Origin of the sequence: uncultured Tenacibaculum sp., assembly GCF_947504135.1 — a bacterium.
Lineage (GTDB): Bacteria > Bacteroidota > Bacteroidia > Flavobacteriales > Flavobacteriaceae > Polaribacter.
Genome location: NZ_CANNGG010000005.1, coordinates 41737 through 60422 on the forward strand (window position 1 = coordinate 41737; position 18686 = coordinate 60422).

18 protein-coding genes are annotated in these 18686 nt (G+C 32.4%); 7 read left to right on the top strand and 11 right to left on the bottom strand.

Going from position 1 to position 18686, the window contains the following annotated elements:
* Positions 1–47: 47 nt before the first annotated feature.
* From Q0663_RS10885 to murI, 3 genes are all read left to right on the top strand, one after another.
* Complete coding sequence (locus Q0663_RS10885) at positions 48–851, top strand: OmpH family outer membrane protein (RefSeq protein ID WP_299010860.1); 804 nt, start codon at positions 48–50, stop codon at positions 849–851.
* A gap of 37 nt (positions 852–888) precedes the next feature.
* Complete coding sequence (locus tag Q0663_RS10890; protein WP_299010862.1) at positions 889–1398, top strand: OmpH family outer membrane protein; 510 nt, start codon at positions 889–891, stop codon at positions 1396–1398.
* A 69-nt stretch (positions 1399–1467) separates the two neighbouring features.
* The gene (gene murI, locus Q0663_RS10895) at positions 1468–2262 is read left to right on the top strand and encodes a glutamate racemase (protein ID WP_299010864.1); all 795 of its coding nucleotides are present in this window, start codon (positions 1468–1470) and stop codon (positions 2260–2262) included.
* Here the strand turns inward: murI and Q0663_RS10900 are convergent.
* Positions 2259–3239 carry a type IX secretion system membrane protein PorP/SprF gene (locus tag Q0663_RS10900; protein WP_299010867.1) on the bottom strand — a complete coding sequence of 327 codons (981 nt, stop codon included), beginning with the start codon at positions 3237–3239 and terminating at the stop codon, positions 2259–2261. The genes murI and Q0663_RS10900 overlap by 4 nt on opposite strands.
* Positions 3240–3332: 93 nt before the next feature.
* Positions 3333–4184, bottom strand: a complete 852-nt coding sequence (locus tag Q0663_RS10905; RefSeq protein WP_299010869.1) for an AraC family transcriptional regulator — start codon at positions 4182–4184, stop codon at positions 3333–3335.
* Between the two features lie 156 nt (positions 4185–4340).
* Between Q0663_RS10905 and Q0663_RS10910 the strand changes: the two genes are divergently transcribed.
* The 4 genes from Q0663_RS10910 to Q0663_RS10925 all read left to right on the top strand — a co-directional run bounded on the left by Q0663_RS10910 (position 4341) and on the right by Q0663_RS10925 (position 9335).
* Entirely contained in the window at positions 4341–5264 is a 924-nt protein-coding gene (locus Q0663_RS10910; protein WP_299010871.1) for a dihydrodipicolinate synthase family protein, read from the top strand.
* A gap of 22 nt (positions 5265–5286) precedes the next feature.
* Positions 5287–6873 (top strand): aldehyde dehydrogenase (NADP(+)), encoded by a 1587-nt coding sequence (locus tag Q0663_RS10915; protein ID WP_299010874.1) that lies wholly within the window; start codon positions 5287–5289, stop codon positions 6871–6873.
* A gap of 156 nt (positions 6874–7029) precedes the next feature.
* Positions 7030–8037, top strand: a complete 1008-nt coding sequence (locus tag Q0663_RS10920) for a 4-hydroxyproline epimerase (RefSeq protein ID WP_299010877.1) — start codon at positions 7030–7032, stop codon at positions 8035–8037.
* A gap of 50 nt (positions 8038–8087) precedes the next feature.
* Positions 8088–9335, top strand: coding sequence for an FAD-binding oxidoreductase (locus Q0663_RS10925; protein ID WP_299010880.1), 1248 nt, complete (start codon positions 8088–8090; stop codon positions 9333–9335).
* 54 nt (positions 9336–9389) lie between these two features.
* On the opposite strand, the gene Q0663_RS10930 is transcribed toward Q0663_RS10925, so the two are convergent.
* From Q0663_RS10930 to Q0663_RS10970, 9 genes are all read right to left on the bottom strand, one after another.
* Positions 9390–10496 (bottom strand): alanine racemase, encoded by a 1107-nt coding sequence (locus Q0663_RS10930; protein WP_299010883.1) that lies wholly within the window; start codon positions 10494–10496, stop codon positions 9390–9392.
* A 1-nt stretch (position 10497) separates the two neighbouring features.
* A complete protein-coding gene (gene alr, locus Q0663_RS10935) occupies positions 10498–11652 on the bottom strand; it encodes an alanine racemase (RefSeq protein WP_299010886.1) in 1155 nt (384 codons plus the stop codon).
* Positions 11649–12788 carry an amidohydrolase gene (locus tag Q0663_RS10940; RefSeq protein WP_299010888.1) on the bottom strand — a complete coding sequence of 380 codons (1140 nt, stop codon included), beginning with the start codon at positions 12786–12788 and terminating at the stop codon, positions 11649–11651. The genes alr and Q0663_RS10940 overlap by 4 nt, the downstream gene beginning before the upstream one ends.
* Positions 12788–14209 carry a sodium:solute symporter gene (locus Q0663_RS10945; protein WP_299010891.1) on the bottom strand — a complete coding sequence of 474 codons (1422 nt, stop codon included), beginning with the start codon at positions 14207–14209 and terminating at the stop codon, positions 12788–12790. The genes Q0663_RS10940 and Q0663_RS10945 overlap by 1 nt, the downstream gene beginning before the upstream one ends.
* A 3-nt stretch (positions 14210–14212) precedes the next feature.
* A complete protein-coding gene (gene rpsU, locus Q0663_RS10950; RefSeq protein WP_299001420.1) occupies positions 14213–14407 on the bottom strand; it encodes a 30S ribosomal protein S21 in 195 nt (64 codons plus the stop codon).
* A gap of 36 nt (positions 14408–14443) precedes the next feature.
* Complete coding sequence (locus Q0663_RS10955; RefSeq protein ID WP_299010894.1) at positions 14444–15307, bottom strand: RNA polymerase sigma factor RpoD/SigA; 864 nt, start codon at positions 15305–15307, stop codon at positions 14444–14446.
* Position 15308: 1 nt separating this feature from the next.
* Entirely contained in the window at positions 15309–15746 is a 438-nt protein-coding gene (locus tag Q0663_RS10960; RefSeq protein WP_299010897.1) for a GNAT family N-acetyltransferase, read from the bottom strand.
* 477 nt (positions 15747–16223) lie between these two features.
* A complete protein-coding gene (locus tag Q0663_RS10965; RefSeq protein ID WP_299010900.1) occupies positions 16224–18215 on the bottom strand; it encodes a cytochrome c biogenesis protein CcdA in 1992 nt (663 codons plus the stop codon).
* A gap of 21 nt (positions 18216–18236) precedes the next feature.
* On the bottom strand, positions 18237–18683 hold the full coding sequence (locus Q0663_RS10970) for a protein-disulfide reductase DsbD domain-containing protein (protein WP_299010902.1): 447 nt from the start codon (positions 18681–18683) through the stop codon (positions 18237–18239).
* Positions 18684–18686: the final 3 nt, after the last annotated feature.

Below are 18686 nucleotides of genomic sequence, written 5' to 3' on the forward strand. Positions count from 1 at the left end.
AATGTGTCTAGGTTTTGGCACGGTTTTTTCTAAACACATTATACAAGATGAAAAAAAGTATTTTATCAATCGTTCTTTTACTTATTGCAAGTATAACTGTTGCCCAGAAAAATCAACGTATTGCCTATATTGACATGGAATATATTCTTCAGAACATTCCAGAATATCTAGACGCACAAAATGCATTAGATGCTAAAGTAGAAAAGTGGAAAACAAAGTTAGATAAAGAAGCCCGTGCCATTGAAGTTTTAAAAACAGATCTATCTAACGAAAAAGCAATTCTAACCAAAGGTCTGATAGAAGAGCGTGAAGAAGACATTACGATCAAACAAGAGTCTTTACGAAGATTAGAATCTTTATACTTTGGTCCTAATGGAGACATGTACAATTTAAGAAAGCAGTTAGTAAAACCTGTACAAGACCAAGTATACAATGCAGTACAAACAATAGCCTCTCGAAAACAATATGATTTTGTTTTTGATAAATCAAGTGAATTGGTTATGCTGTATTCCAACAAAAAACACGATATTAGCGACCTTGTTGTACAAATGATTAATATTGATCAAAAAAAACAGGCTAGAAAAGACAAAATAGAAGCGAAGAAAGAATTACTTAAGAATAATAATTTAAGTGATGAACAAAAAGCTAGAATTGCTCAAAAAGAAGAGTTAAGAAAAAAGAAAGAAGCAGATAGGCTTGCTAAAATTAAACAAATTGAAGAAAAAAGGCAACAACGCTTAAAAGAAAGAGCAAACAAAAGAAAATTATTACAAGAAAAAAGAGCGGCTCTTTTAAAAGCACAACAAGAAGCAAAGAAGAAAAAAGAAGAAGAACAAAAGGAAAACAAATAAATCAAGAATAAAGAACATTAATTAAATTAAAACAAAGATGAAACATTTAAAAACGTTATTATTAGTTGCAATTTTTACTGTTGGATTGGGTGGTGTAGCAAACGCACAAAAAACTGCACATATTAACACAGATAAATTATTAGCTGAAATGCCTGCAACAAAAGCTATGAAAGCAGAGCTTGAAAAGCTAAACAAAACATACCGTGACGACATTGAAACAATGTACAAAAAACTAGAGGCTAAAATGAAAAAATATGAAGCTGAAGGTAAAAGTCAAACTCAAGAAGTAAACCAAAAAAGAGCCGTTGAGGTTAATCAAGACAGACAAAAGATAGCGCAAGCTGAACAAGCTGCTGGTCAAGAAATGCAAAAAAAATACCAAGAAAAAACTATTCCTATCTTAAAGAAGGCTGAAGATGCTATTAAAGCTGTAGCTGCTGAAAAGGGGATTATCTATGTTTTTGATGCTGCTCCAGGTAAAGGTTTAATCGTTTACGATAAAGGAGAAGATATCTACGATGCTGTAAAAGCTAAATTAGGATTCTAAAAAGAATACATATATTTTATATAAAAATCCTGCTGTTTAAACAGCAGGATTTTTATTTTTGTTATACGTATGAAAACTATTGCACAACATCCTATTGGTATTTTTGATTCTGGTATTGGTGGTACATCCATATGGAAGGAAATTCATCAATTGTTACCTCAAGAAAACACTATTTACCTATCGGATAGTAAGAATGCTCCATATGGTCAAAAATCAACACAAGAAATAGTTGATTTATCTATTAAAAATACAGAACTTTTAATTAATAATGGAGCTAAAATAATTGTTGTTGCTTGCAATACAGCTACTACCAATGCTATTGAATACTTAAGAAGTAATTACAAAATTCCTTTTATTGGCATAGAGCCGGCAATTAAACCTGCTTCATTAAATACCCAAACAGGTACAATTGGTATCCTTGCAACAAAGGGTACTTTAAATAGTACATTATTTGAAAAAACCACTTCTAGTTTAAACGATGAAATTAATATTATAGAACAAGTTGGTGAAGGCTTGGTTGAACTAATAGAAAATGGTAAAATTCACTCTAACGAGATGACTTCTTTATTAAAAAAGTATATAGCTCCCATGTTAGAGAAAAAGTGTGATTATATTGTTTTAGGATGCACACATTACCCATATTTACTACCTCAAATACAAAAAATAACTGGAAATAAAGTCAAAATTATAGATTCTGGTGAAGCTGTTGCTAAACAGGTTAAAAATGTTTTAAATCAGCAAAATATACTCAACCAAAGTAACGAGATACCTAATAATACTTTTTTTATAAATAAAGATAAAAATGTTTTAGAAGTAATGCTTAAAAACTATCGAAACAGTAAAATTGACTTTCTTGATTTTTAATATGTAAAACTTCCATTGATATTAGGACACGCTGCTGCCCTCCTTTTAGTGCAGAATAAATTTATCCCTAATGATAATTGATGAAACCCTCCATTTGAAAATACCACATCTCCTGTTTGTTGTGTATATGTATAGGCAAACATCCAATTTTTGTAATTAACTCCTACTATAGGGGTTAAATATTGAGAGTCTCCAAAAACATTTCCACCAAAACTTCTTCTATAAGATAATGCAGCCCATAATTGTGTTGCACTTAAAGTTTTGTACACTTTAAAGTTTATATCTGCTATCTTCTCTTCAGTTAGTTCTTTATACTGAAACATTAATGAGGGTTCAAATTGTAGTTTTTCCTTATCTCCAAAGAAATACCCTCCTCCTAAAACATAATTTCTAAGATTATACGATTCAAAATCAGGATTTAAGTTGTTTTTTGCTGATAAAAAAAGGTTTTTTACTGTAAAATAAGATGATAATCCATTTTTATGATATGCCATACCAAAGTCAGCATTAAAATAAAAATCACTTTCTATAACCTGACTTACTGTAGGATCATTTACAAAAGTTCTTTGATCTCTCTCATTCTGAACCACAGAAAAAGACAATCCAAAAGATAACTGATTAAAAAGATTTTCATTCCCCATATCAATGTGATATGCGTAGGTCCCTTGAATTCCTTTTTGTGAATGATACCCATTTTTATCATTAAAAAGAATTACTCCCAAGCCTGTGTTAGAGTACTCGCTTAATTTTGCATGGAAACTAGCCGTTTGCAATGCTGGTGCATCATCTACTCCCAACCATTGCTGACGTGCCGTTAATCTTATTTTTCCACAATCACCAATACCTGCAGCAGCGGGATGTAATAAATACACATTATCTGATAAATAATCAGCATAAATTGGTAATGTTTCTTGTGCAGATAATTCAGTAATGATTGACAATACTAAAAACAATAAATAAGTAATTCTTTTCCCCATTAAAATTAAGTAGATAAATAGCCCCAAATATAATCAACAGTTGTTTAAAAAATTGATAATATATTGCTTTCTTACTATAATACAACAAGCTAACTACTTAAAACCCGAAACTTTTCTGTATTTTGATGGGCTAACTGCTTTAATTTCTTTAAACTTTCTGTTAAAATTAGATAAATTATTAAAACCACATTGGTAAGCTATTTCACTAATTGATAATATATTTCCTGAGTTTAATAACTTACATGCATTTTCTATACGTAGTTCATTTAAAAAAGTAAAATATGTTTTATTTGTTCGTTGTTTAAAGTATCTACAGAAAGCATTAGGCGTCATATTTGCTTTTTCGGAAATCTCGTATAAACCTATATTCTTATCAAAGTTATTCATTGTAAAATCCATAACATTACGCATTCTCTTTCCTTCATTATCCGTATATTTCTTCGGGTAAATAAAATTGGCCAATTCAACTGTTTTTGAATTAACTAATATTTTTAAAACCTGAAGTAAACCTATAAAACGATTGAGGTTTGTTGATTGCTGTAACTGTAATAAGATATCCATAACTTTTTCCCTGTTCTCAAGAAGTCTAAACCCACAGGTAGATTTTTCAAAAAAAGGAATTAGTTCTTTAAAATCATCCAATAAAAAAAAGCTCTTTCCAAATGACTCTTTTGTAAAGAAAAGTGAAATCATAAAAGATTCTTTAATGATGGAAGCATCACTTTTAAAAACATGCGGTAAATTACTTCCTATTACTAAAACATCTCCTGACGAGTATTTATCAATAGTATCACCAACAACTAAAGTACCTTCACCCCTTACTATCACACATAATTGTATCTCTTCATGTTGATGAAATTTATCATAAAAATATTGCTCTTTATCTTCTTGATAAATTAATCCAATATTTTGAGTTTTTGGTATTTTAAAGGGTAAAACTTTCATTGATAAATTGCTATTATAATTCAAAAATATGCAAATACTATTAACATTACACAATAAAAACAACACAGAAGTTAATATTGTATCAATATATGATAATTTAGAGTTAAAACTCTCTTTATCTTACATATAACTTTGCAATGAAAAAATAATATTACGATGAGTATAAATTGGAAAGGTGTAATGCCAGCGGTAACCACAAAGTTTACAAATGATGATACTTTAGACTTAAGCATGTTTGAAGTAAATATTAAAGCACAATTAGAAGCAGGTGTACACGGAATTGTTTTAGGAGGTACTTTAGGTGAAGCTAGCACATTATCTGACGACGAAAAAAGAACACTAACAAGAACTACGGTTCAATTAGTTAACAACCAAGTTCCAGTATTAATAAACATAGCAGAACAAACGACTAAGGGAGCCATCGAAGCAGCTCAAAAAGCTGAAGAAGATGGTGCCAAAGGATTAATGATGCTTCCGCCTATGCGCTATAAGTCTGGAGATAGAGAAACTGTAGAATATTTCAAAGCAGTCGCAAATAATACATCGCTTCCAATTATGGTATACAACAACCCTGTTGATTATAAAATTGAAGTTACACTAGATATGTTTGAAGAATTATTAAAATGTGATAACATTGAAGCTGTAAAAGAATCTACCCGAGACATTTCAAACGTAACAAGAATTAAAAATCGTTTTGGAAATCGTTTAAAAATAATGACAGGCGTTGACACTTTAGCTTTAGAAAGTCTATTGATGGGGGCAGATGGATGGATTGCTGGTTTAGTTTGTGCTTTTCCTAAAGAAACAGTGGCTATCTATGAATTGCAAAAAGCAGGTCGTATTCAAGAAGCACTAGAGATTTACCGATGGTTTTTACCATTGTTAGAATTAGATATAAACCCTAAATTAGTACAAAATATTAAGTTAGCAGAAGTAGCCACAGGTATTGGAACTGAAAATGTGCGAGCTCCTCGATTACCTTTAATAGGTGAAGAACGTAAACATGTTTTAAATGTAATAGAAACTGGATTAAAAAACAGACCTACATTACCCAATTATAAAACTTTAGCTACTCACTAATTAACTCTTTGTCAATTTAAATATGATTACAGGAAAAAACTATATAGGAAATCAGTTATCGAATTTAGGAAGTACAACTTACAAAACATTTAACCCTGAATTAAATCGGGAAAATGATACTGTTTTTACTGAAGCTACTTCCGAAGAAATTGATAACGCCGTAAATCTAGCTTCTGAAGCATTTAAAACATACAGAACTGTTTCTGGAAAAAGAAAAGCTGAATTTTTAAATGCTATTGCTGATGAAATTTTAGCCTTAGACAATGAATTAATACAAACTTATTGTTCCGAGTCAGGATTACCTGAAGGACGTGCAAAAGGAGAACGAGGAAGAACTGTATTTCAATTACGCTCTTTCGCTGATTTAGTTGAAGAAGGCTCATGGGTCGAAGCTACTATTGATACTGCAATTCCTGACAGAGAGCCAATTCCTAAATCAGATTTACGTAAAATGAATATTCCCTTGGGTCCTGTAGTTGTTTTTGGTGCAAGTAATTTTCCTCTTGCCTATTCTACAGCAGGTGGAGATACTGCAGCTGCTTTAGCCGCTGGTTGTCCTGTAATAGTTAAGTCACACCCTATGCATGCTGGTACAGGTGAACTTATAGCTTCAGCAATTATTAAAGCTGCTGAAAAAACTGGAATGCCTAACGGAGTTTTTTCTAACATAAACTCAAGTGGTATTGAAGTAGGTAAGCAATTAGTCGCTCACCCAAAAGTAAAAGCTGTTGGCTTTACAGGTAGTATCCGTGGTGGTAGAGCTTTGTTAGATTTAGCTGCAAAACGTGAAGAACCGATTCCTGTTTTTGCTGAAATGGGAAGTATCAATCCAGTAATTATACTCCCAAAATCACTACAAAATAGAGCAGAAAGTTTAGCAACTACTTATGCTAACTCTATTACGTTGGGTACAGGGCAATTTTGCACAAACCCTGGGTTAATCTTAGGAATAAAAAGTGATAGTTTTGATAATTTTATTAACTCTTTAGCCAATAAAATTGTAGAAATCAATCCAACTTGTATGCTACATCCTAATATTATTGGAGCATATGAGGATAATAAAACCAAAGCTTTTACTCAAGAAGGTTTAACTATAATGGCTAAATATGAAGAAAAAACTCAGCCTAACTATGCTTCGCAAGCAATTACAACTGTTGAAGGAAAAACATTTTTGAACAACCCAACATTACATCAAGAAGTATTTGGCCCATATTCTATTGTAGTTCAATGTGAAAACGAAAAACAATTAGAAGAAATAATTTCAAGTTTAGAAGGACAACTTACAGGAACAGTTATTTCAGATGATAATGAAGTAGCAAAATACCCTACTATAATTTCTGCCTTACAAAACAGAGTTGGAAGAATTATTTTTAACGGTGTTCCTACTGGAGTAGAAGTTTGCCCGTCAATGGTTCATGGAGGTCCTTATCCAGCATCTACAGATAGTAGGTTTACAGCTGTAGGGGTTAACTCAATTAAACGTTGGGTTCGTCCTTTTAGTTATCAAGATTGGCCTAACCATATATTACCTGAAGAACTAAAAAATGAAAACCCTTTACATATTTTACGTTCTGTTAACGGTACACTAACAAAAGGAGAAATAGTATAACAAAATTTAATAATTTCTTTAGAAAATGTCTGAGTACAAAACCTTACTTTAGGACCATCTAAAGAAATTGAAATAAAGCCAGCTTCGTCTTTCCAAATAGAAAAATTTGAAGGGTTTTTTCTACTACAGAATACAAGCTGGCGATTCAATTTTAAGATGAAAAAAACTTTTTTTTGCGTTGACGCACATACTTGTGGAAACCCTGTTAGGGTAGTTGCTGGTGGAGGTCCTAACTTAGTAGGAAACAACATGAGCGAAAAACGTCAACACTTCCTAAAAGAATATGATTGGATTCGTAAAGGTTTAATGTTTGAGCCTCGTGGTCATGATATGATGAGTGGTTCAATCTTATTTCCTCCTCACAACCCAGAAAATGATTTTGCTATTTTATTTATTGAAACTTCTGGATGTTTACCAATGTGTGGGCATGGAACTATTGGAACAATCACTATAGCAATTGAAGAAGGTTTAGTTACCCCTAAAGTTCCAGGAAAAATTAGAATGGAAGCCCCAGCTGGTTTGGTTGAAATTGAATATCAACAAACTGGTAAAAAAGTAAATTGGGTTAAACTAACTAACGTAAAAAGCTATTTAGCAGCTAAAGAACTCACCATAGATTGTCCTGAATTAGGAGAAATCAATTTTGATGTTGCCTATGGAGGAAATTATTACGCAATTGTAGATCCTCAAAAAAACTTCTCAGGAGTTCATAATTTTACTGCTTCTAAAATTATTCAATACTCTCAAGTTGTTCGAGATCGTATTAATGAAAAATATCCTAATATGTTTATCCACCCTGAAAATGATACAATTAGAGATGTAACACATATGTTATGGACGGGAAATCCTATTGATCCGACCTCATCAGGAAGAAATGCGGTTTTTTATGGTGATAAAGCCATTGACAGAAGTCCTTGTGGTACAGGAACCTCAGCACGTTTAGCGCAACTATATGCTAAAGGAAAATTACAACTTGGTGAAGAATTCATTCATGAAAGTTTTATTGGAAGTAAGTTTATAGGCCGTGTTGAAAAAGAAACTACCTTAGATGGTAAACAAGCTATTATTCCTAGTATTCAAGGATGGGCAAAAGTGTATGGATATAATAACATTGTTATTGATGATGAAGATGATCCATACGCACATGGTTTTCAAGTCATTTAATATTTTACAAGCAACGAAATGTCTTCTCGAGCGTAGTCGAGAGATTTTTTATGAATAAAGAAATTATCATTATTGGTGGTGGAATTATAGGTTTAAGTTCCGCTTATTATCTTCAAAAAGAAGGACACAAAGTAACTGTAATTGAAAAATCAAATTTTTCATCAGGAGCTTCATTTGCTAATGCAGGGATTATTACCCCTAGTCATATAGTTTCTTTAGCTGCTCCTGGAATGATTACAAAAGGACTTAAATGGATGCTCAGTTCTACCAGTCCATTATCTATAAAACCTCGTCTAGATTTTGACTTTTTACAATGGGCTTGGTATTTTAAAAAATCAGCAACTCATAAAAAAGTAGCTGCTTCTATTCCTATTATTAAAGACATTAATTTATTTAGTAAAGAGTTATATGAAGAAATAAAGGCTTCGAAAGATTTTGATTTCCATTATCAACATAAAGGGTTGATGATGTATTACAAAACTGATAAAATGGGAGAAGAGGAATGGAATGTTGGAAAACTTGGTATTAAGGAAGGACTAAAAGTTGAGCTTTTAACTCAAGAAGAAACACAGAAACTAGAGCCCAATATTCAATTAAACATAAAAGGAGCTGTATACTATCATTCTGATGCTCATATGACACCAAGTGAATATATGAAACAATTGAAACTATATTTAGAACAAAACAATGTTACATTTTTGTCTAATGAAGAGGTTTTAGATTTTCATATTTCTAATGACATAATAAAATCAATTAGCACAAAAAATAATACGATTACTGCCGATGAATATATTTTAACTACTGGATCTTGGACACAAAAACTAGCTAAAAAGTTAGGAATTAATATTCCTGTTCAAGCTGGCAAAGGCTATCGAATTAATGTAAAAAATGATACAGGTATTACCATTCCTGCTATTTTAACAGAGGCTAAAGTTGCAGTAAGTCCTATGAATGGATTTACGCGTTTTGGGGGGATGATGGAAATTGCCGGTATTAATAACAAAGTCAATAAAAAAAGAGTACATGCCATAGTTGATGCTAGCAAAAGTTACTATAACAATTTAAACATTAATCAAGAAGAAATAGATAACGTTGAAACTGGCTTACGCCCTTGTTCTCCTGATGGTTTACCCTATATCGGTAAGCTTTCGAAAATTAAAAATATAACTGTAGCTGCTGGACATGCAATGATGGGCTGGAGTCTAGGGCCTGCTACCGGCAAGTTAGTTTCAGAAATTATAGATAATAAAAAAACAAGTTTAGATATTACCCCGTTTAATGTTGAACGTTTTACATAAAAAACTCAAGAGCTATAAACTCTTGAGTTTTTAAAACAACAAAATAGCAGACATTTACATGTCATTTTTATAAACTTTATCTATAAATTTTGAGATTAACAATCTTGCAACTCCCATATAACTAGGTTTAAATTTAATTTTATCACCTACTTTGTATTTTACTTTTCCTGATTTATCTTTATTCGTCCCAACATCAATTACTAGCATATCAGAAGTAATACCTACAAAAGAAATCTCTTTGTCTTCAGCTTCAATATCATCTTTATCTACATCTAACAAACCAACATCTAAAATTGCCTTATACGATGTTTCTTGTACATTATTCTCATCATAATCCGTTGTGTGTCCAATATTAGCATCGTTAATAATACCATCTGGCACCAGCTTTTTTTCTTTTAATTCTATTATGTTAGCATAAAACTCAAAGGTTTCAGTATACAAGTTTTTAAACCGCTTATTTTCCAAAGGACTTAGCCCAAAAAAAGCTGCTTCACCAATTCTAAAATGATTAATTTCTTTAGGAACAATTTTATTTTCTATTAGTGGTAAAGTGATAGAAGTACCTCCTGAAACATACTTTAATTCTTTATTGAATTTCGCTGAGATCAGTTCTTTATAAAGCGATAACTGTAATAATTTATCATAAGTAGGTTCTACACCATACATACAACCAAGGTTTGAACCAATACCAATTACATCGATATTAGGTAGATTGAATACTTTTTCATAAAAACTTAGAATATCATCTCTCCTCACACCTTCTCTTAGCTCACCTAACTCTATCATAATAATGATTTGATGAACTTTGTTTTTCTTTTTAGCAGCTTGATTTAAAGCTTCTATGGTAGATAACGAACTGTTTAAAGAAATATCAGCATACTCCACCACTTCCTCAGCATAAACTACTGCAGGTGGTTTTATGTAAATAGTTCTTAACTCTGGATCTACTGCTCGTAAGTTTCTTAAACTGGTTAACCTTGAATCTCCTACTGAATTTATGTTCTTAATTACATCTTTAGTTAAGATCGTTTTCAAAAATGTCTTATCTCCTGAAAATACTTTGGTTACTAAACTCCATTCTATATTATTTGACTTAAAAAAGTCGCTTAAATCTTTTATATTCTGTTTTATTCTTTCAGAATGTATTATCAATTCTGCCATATTATTTTGTTATAATTCTTGGTAAATTATCTGGTAACTTCGTTAATAACTCGTAATTAATTATTTGTATATAATCGTTAAATGATGACACTGTAATTTCTCTATCTTCTTGATCTCCTATCAAAACAACTTCGTCTCCTTTCTCTACATTCTCTGCATAAGTTACATCAACTGCCATCATATTCATATTAACGGTTCCAATAATATCATGTCTTTTCCCTCTAATTAAAACTTTACCTCTATTACTTAATGACCTACTATAACCTGATGAATATCCTACTGGTACAATAGCTATTTTTACTTCATGATTGGTAAAAAACGATGTTCCATAACCTATAAACTGACCTGATTTTACGGTCTTAACATCCATTACTTGAGTTTTCCAAGAGAGAACCCTTTGCAAGGGTGATTCATAAACCTTGTGCTTATTTAGGTAATGAACTAGAATTTCTTTCGTCGGAAAAAAACCAAACTGTAGAATTCCTATTCTTACTAAGTCAAATCTAGTTTTAGGATATCGAATACTCGCTGCAGAACTTGCTAAATGAAATTCAGGGTTTAAAAATTCTTGCTGATTTATTTTATTAATTGTCTTCCTAAACTTCTTTTGTTGATCGGTAATTCTCTTGTAGTTTGAAATACTTTCTGCTCCTGCTAAATGAGAACAAATTCCTTTTACAACAAGGTACTCTATGTTTTCTTGAACATATTTAAGGACCTTATTAATATCTTTTAAAACAAACCCTGTACGGTTCATTCCTGTTTCTATTTCTATATGAATCTTCGCTGGAATTTTAAGTTTTTTAGCTGTTTCAACTGCAACTTGTATCCTATCCATTTCAAAAACATAAAACTCTATGTTATTTTCAACAGCCCAAGCTATTTGGCTGTTATGAATCATTCCCATAATCATTATAGTAACATCCTTTTGAGGCAACGTTTTCTTTACCTCATAGGCTTCATTAGCATCGGAAACACTAAAATGCTTAACTCCATATTTATAAGCTAAAGTGCAATACGTTCTAATTCCGTGACCGTAGGCATTCCCTTTTACAACAGATGAGAATATTACTTCATTACCTAAGTGATTTTTAATAAAATCAATATTGTTTTTAATTGCCGATTCGGAAATTTCTATAAAAGATGTGTGTGTCATTTGTTTAATACCTCCTTTGCTATACTATAAAATAATTGAACTCCTGTCATAGTTATATCATCTGGAAAATCATAATCTGGATTATGTAAAGCAGGTGTATTTTTTCCTGCTCCTAATCCAAACATGGCTCCTTTATATTTTTGAGTAAACAACCCGAAATCTTCCCCCCATTTAAACGGAGTTTCAATTTCATTTATTGATAACTTTTGCTTCTCAGCTGATTTTTTTATGATTGAAACAGCTTCTTTATTATTTATATTTGAGTAAAACTCTTCAAACCAAGAAGTTTTAATTTTTAGTGAATATTTTAGTTGTAGTTGATTTAGAAGTTGCTCTAATTTCTCTTTCTTTTCTTCAATCTGTTTCGTACCCCAACTTCTTAACGTAAAATGAACTTCTCCGTACCCTGCAGAAATCCCGTAAGCTTTTTCCCCCATGGTTATGTAAACTGGAGTTATCAAAATAAAATCGGACGATTCTGGTGCGTTAATACTTTCTTTTTCAGCAAAAGTTAATATTGTAGCAATTGCATTTGCTGGGTTGTATCCTTTTTCAGGTTCCGCAGCATGTGCTGTTTTTCCTTCTAAAGTAATTACAACACTTTTTACATTACTCGTAAATGTTTCTCTCTTGACAACAATTTCATGTGTTGCAAAACCTGGTAAATTATGTAGCGCAAAAACATAATCTATATTGAGTTGTTTAAAAGAAGAGTCTTCTAAAACAGACTGTGCACCTCTTCCATTCTCTTCTGAAGGTTGAAAAAGCAATACTACTTTTCCTTTAGGCAACTGTTTTTCCGTAAGAAGCTTTGCTACTCCTAGTAAAATTGTTGTATGTCCATCATGTCCACATTTATGGGAAACTCCTTTATTTTTTGATTGATGTTGAAACGTATTTACTTCTTGAATAGGTAACGCATCTATATCGGCACGTAACATTACTGTTTTTCCTCTCTCTTCTCCTTCAAAAATAGCTATTATTCCTGTTTGGGCAACTTCAACAATTGTACATGAAGTATTTTTTGCTAAAAATGCCTTTATCTTTTTTTGAGTTTCATATTCATCTCCAGAAGTTTCTGGATATTGGTGTAACTCTTTTCTAATTTTTTCTAAACTCTTTTGTAAGGCTTCCACTACTTTTCTTTTCTAGTAAATTGAATTATAGAAAACACCAAAGCTGACAATGTAATTCCGAAGAAATTAGCATCTAAACCGAATGGTAATTTCACCTCTAAGATAATTAATATTAAAGTAGTAAGTCCACCAAAAATCATAGCATAAAAAGCAGCTGTTGATGATGGTTTTTTTAGCACTAACGTTCCTAAAACAGGCACTAATAAGCCAGATACCATAAAGGCATATGAATACAGCATCAACTCTAATACATTTTGCATCATTGTTGCTAACATTATAGCTACGCCTCCAATTATAAAAGTAATAATTTGCGAATTTTTTATGCTGATACTTTTCTTAAAATACCCAAAAATATCCGTTGTTAAATTTCCTGAAGCCGCCATTAAACAACTATCTGCAGTTGACATAATCGCTGAAAAATAAGCTGACATCATCAACCCCATTAAACCTATTGGTAAAATACTTCTTAATAATAAAGGTAACCCTAATTCTGCATCCATTTCAGTGCCTGGTGCGTAACCTATTGACGAGAACATCCCTTGCTCAAAAGCAACTCTAGAAAATAATCCTAAAGCAACCCCCATAAAAGCCATAATTGGATATTCAAACAACCCAGCTATTTTCCATGCTTTTTTGGCTGTTTTTTTGTCTTTACAAGCGTAAATTCGTTGGTACAAGGTCATTCCAACAAACCAAATAGGTACGATGGTAATAACCCAGTTAAACATATCAATAAACGTTATGTTTGATAATGATAAAAAGCTTGCCGGTAAAGTTTCTTTGATAGCTGTCCAACCTCCAATTTCGATAAAACCAATTGGAATCCCTATACCAATCAATCCTACCATTAAAATTATCCATTGAATGGTATCAGTATAAATTACTGCTTTAATTCCACCAATAACAGTATAAACCACCGCTATAACTCCCATAATTAAAACAGCATCGGTTATAGAAATTGACGGAAAGGTAGCTGATGCTAATTTTGCTCCTGCTAGTATTTGTGAACTTGTAAAACCTATATATCCTATGAGAGAAATGATTCCTGCAATTAAAGCTACTTTGACATTATAATGGTGTGCCAACGATTGCGGAAAAGTTAAAAAGTGATGCTTTTTCGCTATTGGATATACTTTTGGGATTAAAAAAACGGCGCTTATCCAAGCACCTAACAACCCTGTAAAAAGCATCCAACTACCGGAGAGCCCCATTAAAAAACCAAGCCCCCCTAAACCGATAGAGAAACCTCCACCAACATCGGTTGCCACTACGGACAACCCTATATGGCTTGCAGACATATTTCTTCCTCCTACATAGTAATCGTCTTTTGATTTATTTTTATTCATGAAGTATACTCCTACTCCAAGCATGAAAATTAAATAGGCTATGAATATGATTAAATCAATAAAATGTATATCCATATATTATTTTTCTTGTTCTAGCAAAAACCGTTGTTTATATTGAGCTTTCTTTAACTGAGCTCTTTTACTTACTGATGGTTTTGTATATTCTTTTCTTTCTCTTATTTCTTGCAATACCTTTGTGTTTCTGTATTTTCTTTTATATCTTTTAATGGCTCTATCAATATTCTCGCCTTCTTTTACTGGTATTATTAACATATATATAGTGTATTTTTAATTAGTACTTTGATTCAATTACCCCAAGTATGTTTGTAATACTTTAGTTCTTGATCTTTGTTTTAATCTTCTGATTCCTTTCTCTTTAATTTGACGTACGCGTTCTCTTGTTAAATCGAATGTTTCTCCTATTTCGGTCAAACTCATAGGTCTGTAATTCTCTAATCCATAAAAAAGCTTTATGATATCAGATTCTCTTGGAGATAGTGTTTCTAAGCTTCTGCTAATCTCTAATTGTAATGACTCTTGCATTAGCTCTTTATCTGGCTTAGGAGCTTCTGAAGCTCTTATTACGTCATACAAATTAGAAGTTTCTCCTTCTTTTAAAGGAGCATCCATAGAAATATGTCGTCCTGAGTTTTTCATAGATTGTTTCACATCAGAAACAGTCATATCTAATACCTTCGCAATTTCTTCGGGCGTTGGCATACGTTCATTATTTTGCTCTAATTTAGATACAGCTTTATTTATTTTACTAATGCTTCCAATCTTATTAAGTGGTAACCTTACTACACGTGACTGTTCTGCCAATGCTTGTAAGATCGATTGACGGATCCACCAAACTGCATAAGATATAAACTTAAATCCACGAGTTTCATCAAAACGTCTTGCTGCTTTTACCAAACCTATATTTCCTTCATTAATCAAGTCAGAAAGACGTAAACCTTGATTTTGATACTGTTTAGCTACCGAAACAACGAATCGTAAATTTGCATTTACCAATGTTTCCAAGGCTCTTTGGTCTCCTGTCTTGATTCTTTGAGCTAATTCAACTTCTTCATCAGCAGTAATCAAGTCTATTTTCCCTATCTCTTGTAAGTATTTTTCAATAGATTTTGATTCTCTATTGGTAACTTGTTTTGTTATTTTTAACTGTCTCATATTATCGTTTTAGTCTCATTTCTAAATACGGAGTCGTAAACCCAAGCTTCTCATATAAAAACTTAGCGGGATTATCTTTTTCTACATGCAAAGCAATATCACCCTTACAATTATCGATGGCATGCTTCATTATCTTTTTACCGATTCCTTTTCCTCTGTAATCTTTATGGGTAGCGATATAAACCAAGATATTTTCAGGTATGTATTCGTCCATTCCTGTTTTATTTATCACTACCGCTCCTACAATTTCATTTTTATCTTCTATGGTAAACACATAACCTCCTAATCCTGTTCTTTCTTTAGCCGCATAATCAATCGCTTTGCGAATGGCTGTTTTTTCATCTCCATAGTTTTCAAGATGTGTATATAAAAAATTAGTTACTCTTTCCATTTCAAGAGGGGTTATACGATTAAAAGCATCGTAAGTGTGTACTGTCATAATTTGATTTTTATAAATAAGCATTAGACGTAACGACAAATAACTTCAGGATTATTTATTGAAGTTTTTAAGCGTTATTATGGCCTATTTGGGGTTTATTATTTATTAGCGCAGTATATACTTTTGCGAAAAGTGTACGAACATGCCAAATAGCTATTCGTAAGGGCCTAATATTTTATAGCGTTACCAATTTAGGTAGAGCATAAAATAATGTAAATACGTTTGAAATCTTTTCCTTTTAGAAAAGCAATAAATTAGAATCCTGGTGGAATAAACTTGTCCGACTGGTTTCGGAACACAAGGAAGTTGAATGTAAAAACTCGTTGATTTTTTTTCTCGTGTGTAGTATCTACCATATCGTACAAAGGTAAGAATTATAAGGCTAATTTCAAAATGAGCCTAGAAAAGAGCTTTTTACACCAAAAAGGTTCTTTAAAAGAAAAAAGCACCTTAAATTTAAGGTGCTTTTGAGTTGTATTATTTTTTGAAGTTGGCAACTCCTTCTTCAAGCCAGTTGAAATATTCATCTGCATCTGGCATGTAACCTACAGGATCTGATATGTTTGATTCATCGTGATTCATCAAAACATAAAACGGCTGTGAGTTGGCTTTATACTTAATGGTTTGTAGCTCACTCCACTTTTGTCCGATATACTTTAATTTCTTTCCTGGATTCAATTTTGATTCCACCACTTCATCATCTTTTAAAGGACGCTTGTCATCTACATACAAAGAAATTAACACCACCTTGTTTTTAAGAACGTCTAATACCTTTGGTTTTACCCATACGTTTTGTTCCATTTTTCTACAGTTTACACAAGCGTGCCCTGTAAAATCTAACATAACCGGTTTGCCTACTTTTTTTGCATACGCTAACCCTTTGTCATAATCGTGAAATGATATGATATCGTGAGGAGGCATTAAATGGGCTCCTTCTGGTAAAGCTTCGTGATTGTCTTGCTGAACACTCGCTGTTCCCTTTTTTGTGAATCCTACCCCATAAGGAGATTCGCTGTAGTGTTGTGGTGGAGGGAAAGCACTAATTAAGTTTAATGGTGCTCCCCAAAGTCCTGGGATCATATAAATAGTAAAGGATAAAACGATTAATCCTAAACTTAATCTTCCTACAGAAATATGACTGATTGGGCTATCGTGTGGTAATTGTATTTTTCCGAAGAGATAAAAAGCTAAGGCTCCGAAAATAGCTATCCAGATAGCGATAAACACCTCTCTTTCTAATAAATGTAATTGTAATACTAAATCTGCATTCGATAAAAATTTAAATGCTAAAGCTAATTCTAAGAATCCTAAAACTACTTTTACGGTGTTTAACCACCCTCCTGATTTAGGTAATGAGTTTAACCATCCTGGGAAGGCTGCAAACAATGCAAATGGTAATGCAATTGCTGATGAAAACCCTAACATTCCTACAATAGGAGCAATTCCTCCTTTTGAAGCTGCTTCAACTAGTAAAGTTCCTACAATAGGTCCTGTACATGAAAATGATACAATGGCTAAGGCTAATGCCATAAAGAAGATTCCGATTAAACCTCCTCTGTCTGCTTGTGAGTCTACTTTAGTTGCCCATGAACTTGGTAAAGTAATTTCAAAAGCTCCTAAGAACGATACTGCAAAAATTACTAAGATTAAGAAAAACACAACATTAAACCATACATTGGTTGATAGTGCGTTTAAAGCATCTGCTCCAAATACTGCAGTTACTACCGATCCTAATAACACGTAAATTCCGATAATTGATAATCCGTAGATAATTGCATTTCTAATTCCTTGCGATTTGCTTTTACTTTGTTTGGTGAAAAAGCTTACCGTCATCGGTATCATTGGGAATACACACGGCGTTAACAGTGCTGCAAATCCTGATAAAAAGGCGATGAAGAAAATTCCTAAAAGACCTTTCTTCTCTTCTTTTTTTGTTTCTTTTGAAGCTACTTTATCTGTTGTCTTTACCTCTTTTGTTGCATCAGCAGAAGATTTTACTGCGGTAGCTTTCGTTAAATCGAAAGCTAAATCTACTTCCTTAGGAGGTAAACACATTTCATCAGTGCAAGCAATAAACTCAACAAATGCGTTGATTTGATTTACGCTAGTATCTACCAGTTCTATTTTTTGTTTAAAAACTGCTTTTTTGGCAAAGGATTTTATATTCATTCCTTCCTCTCCAAAAAGTGTTGTAAACTTAATTTTCCCTTCAGGTTCTGATGTATTTCCTACAATTTTAATTTTACCTCCGTCATCATCATAGGTAAAAGTTGTTGGAATTGGACCGCCTTTCGGAACTTCTTGTGCATACAAATGCCATTCGCCTTGAATCGTTGCGGTACTTACTAAATTATACGTTGTTTCTGAAACCTTTTCGACACTTGTTTTCCATTGAATCGGATCGTGAATTTGACCAAGAGCTGAAAATCCAACAGTAAAACAAAGCAAAAATGCTAGTATTTTTTTCATCATGTTAATGGGGTAAGGGGATTAATTTACGTTGAAAACTAATTCTACTTCTTTTGGAGGTAAGCAGTTTTCTCCTGTACAAACCATGTATTCAACAGCCCCTTTAACCGTGAACTTTTCCGCAGTTTTTAAACGAATTTTTTGAGTAAAAACAGCTTTGGTATCGAAGTATTTAATTTTCATTTCAAAAATAGGGTCGTCAACTACATGTCCTTCTGGTTCTGTTGTATTTCCTTTTTTTAAGTAACGAGAATCACCTTCAAAAGTAAATAACGTCGGAATTGGTCCGCCTTCAGGAATTTCTTGCGAGTACAAGTGCCAATCTTTTTGAATTGTAGCAACAGCAATTAATTCTGCTTCTTTATCAGAAATCTTTTTTACTGAAGTACTCCATTTTACAGGATCATGTACCTGTGCGTAAGAAATACTACCGATGGCCAACAACAAGATAAAAAGTATTTTTTTCATTGG

Coding starts and splice junctions, on each gene's coding strand:
- Q0663_RS10885 (WP_299010860.1), top strand. CDS start 48: ATGAAAAAAAGTATTTTATCAATCGTTCTTTTACTTATTGCAAGTATA.
- Q0663_RS10890 (WP_299010862.1), top strand. CDS start 889: ATGAAACATTTAAAAACGTTATTATTAGTTGCAATTTTTACTGTTGGA.
- murI (WP_299010864.1), top strand. CDS start 1,468: ATGAAAACTATTGCACAACATCCTATTGGTATTTTTGATTCTGGTATT.
- Q0663_RS10900 (WP_299010867.1), bottom strand. CDS start 3,239: ATGGGGAAAAGAATTACTTATTTATTGTTTTTAGTATTGTCAATCATT.
- Q0663_RS10905 (WP_299010869.1), bottom strand. CDS start 4,184: ATGAAAGTTTTACCCTTTAAAATACCAAAAACTCAAAATATTGGATTA.
- Q0663_RS10910 (WP_299010871.1), top strand. CDS start 4,341: ATGAGTATAAATTGGAAAGGTGTAATGCCAGCGGTAACCACAAAGTTT.
- Q0663_RS10915 (WP_299010874.1), top strand. CDS start 5,287: ATGATTACAGGAAAAAACTATATAGGAAATCAGTTATCGAATTTAGGA.
- Q0663_RS10920 (WP_299010877.1), top strand. CDS start 7,030: ATGAAAAAAACTTTTTTTTGCGTTGACGCACATACTTGTGGAAACCCT.
- Q0663_RS10925 (WP_299010880.1), top strand. CDS start 8,088: ATGAATAAAGAAATTATCATTATTGGTGGTGGAATTATAGGTTTAAGT.
- Q0663_RS10930 (WP_299010883.1), bottom strand. CDS start 10,496: ATGGCAGAATTGATAATACATTCTGAAAGAATAAAACAGAATATAAAA.
- alr (WP_299010886.1), bottom strand. CDS start 11,652: ATGACACACACATCTTTTATAGAAATTTCCGAATCGGCAATTAAAAAC.
- Q0663_RS10945 (WP_299010891.1), bottom strand. CDS start 14,209: ATGGATATACATTTTATTGATTTAATCATATTCATAGCCTATTTAATT.
- rpsU (WP_299001420.1), bottom strand. CDS start 14,407: ATGTTAATAATACCAGTAAAAGAAGGCGAGAATATTGATAGAGCCATT.
- Q0663_RS10955 (WP_299010894.1), bottom strand. CDS start 15,307: ATGAGACAGTTAAAAATAACAAAACAAGTTACCAATAGAGAATCAAAA.
- Q0663_RS10960 (WP_299010897.1), bottom strand. CDS start 15,746: ATGACAGTACACACTTACGATGCTTTTAATCGTATAACCCCTCTTGAA.
- Q0663_RS10965 (WP_299010900.1), bottom strand. CDS start 18,215: ATGAAAAAAATACTAGCATTTTTGCTTTGTTTTACTGTTGGATTTTCA.
- Q0663_RS10970 (WP_299010902.1), bottom strand. CDS start 18,683: ATGAAAAAAATACTTTTTATCTTGTTGTTGGCCATCGGTAGTATTTCT.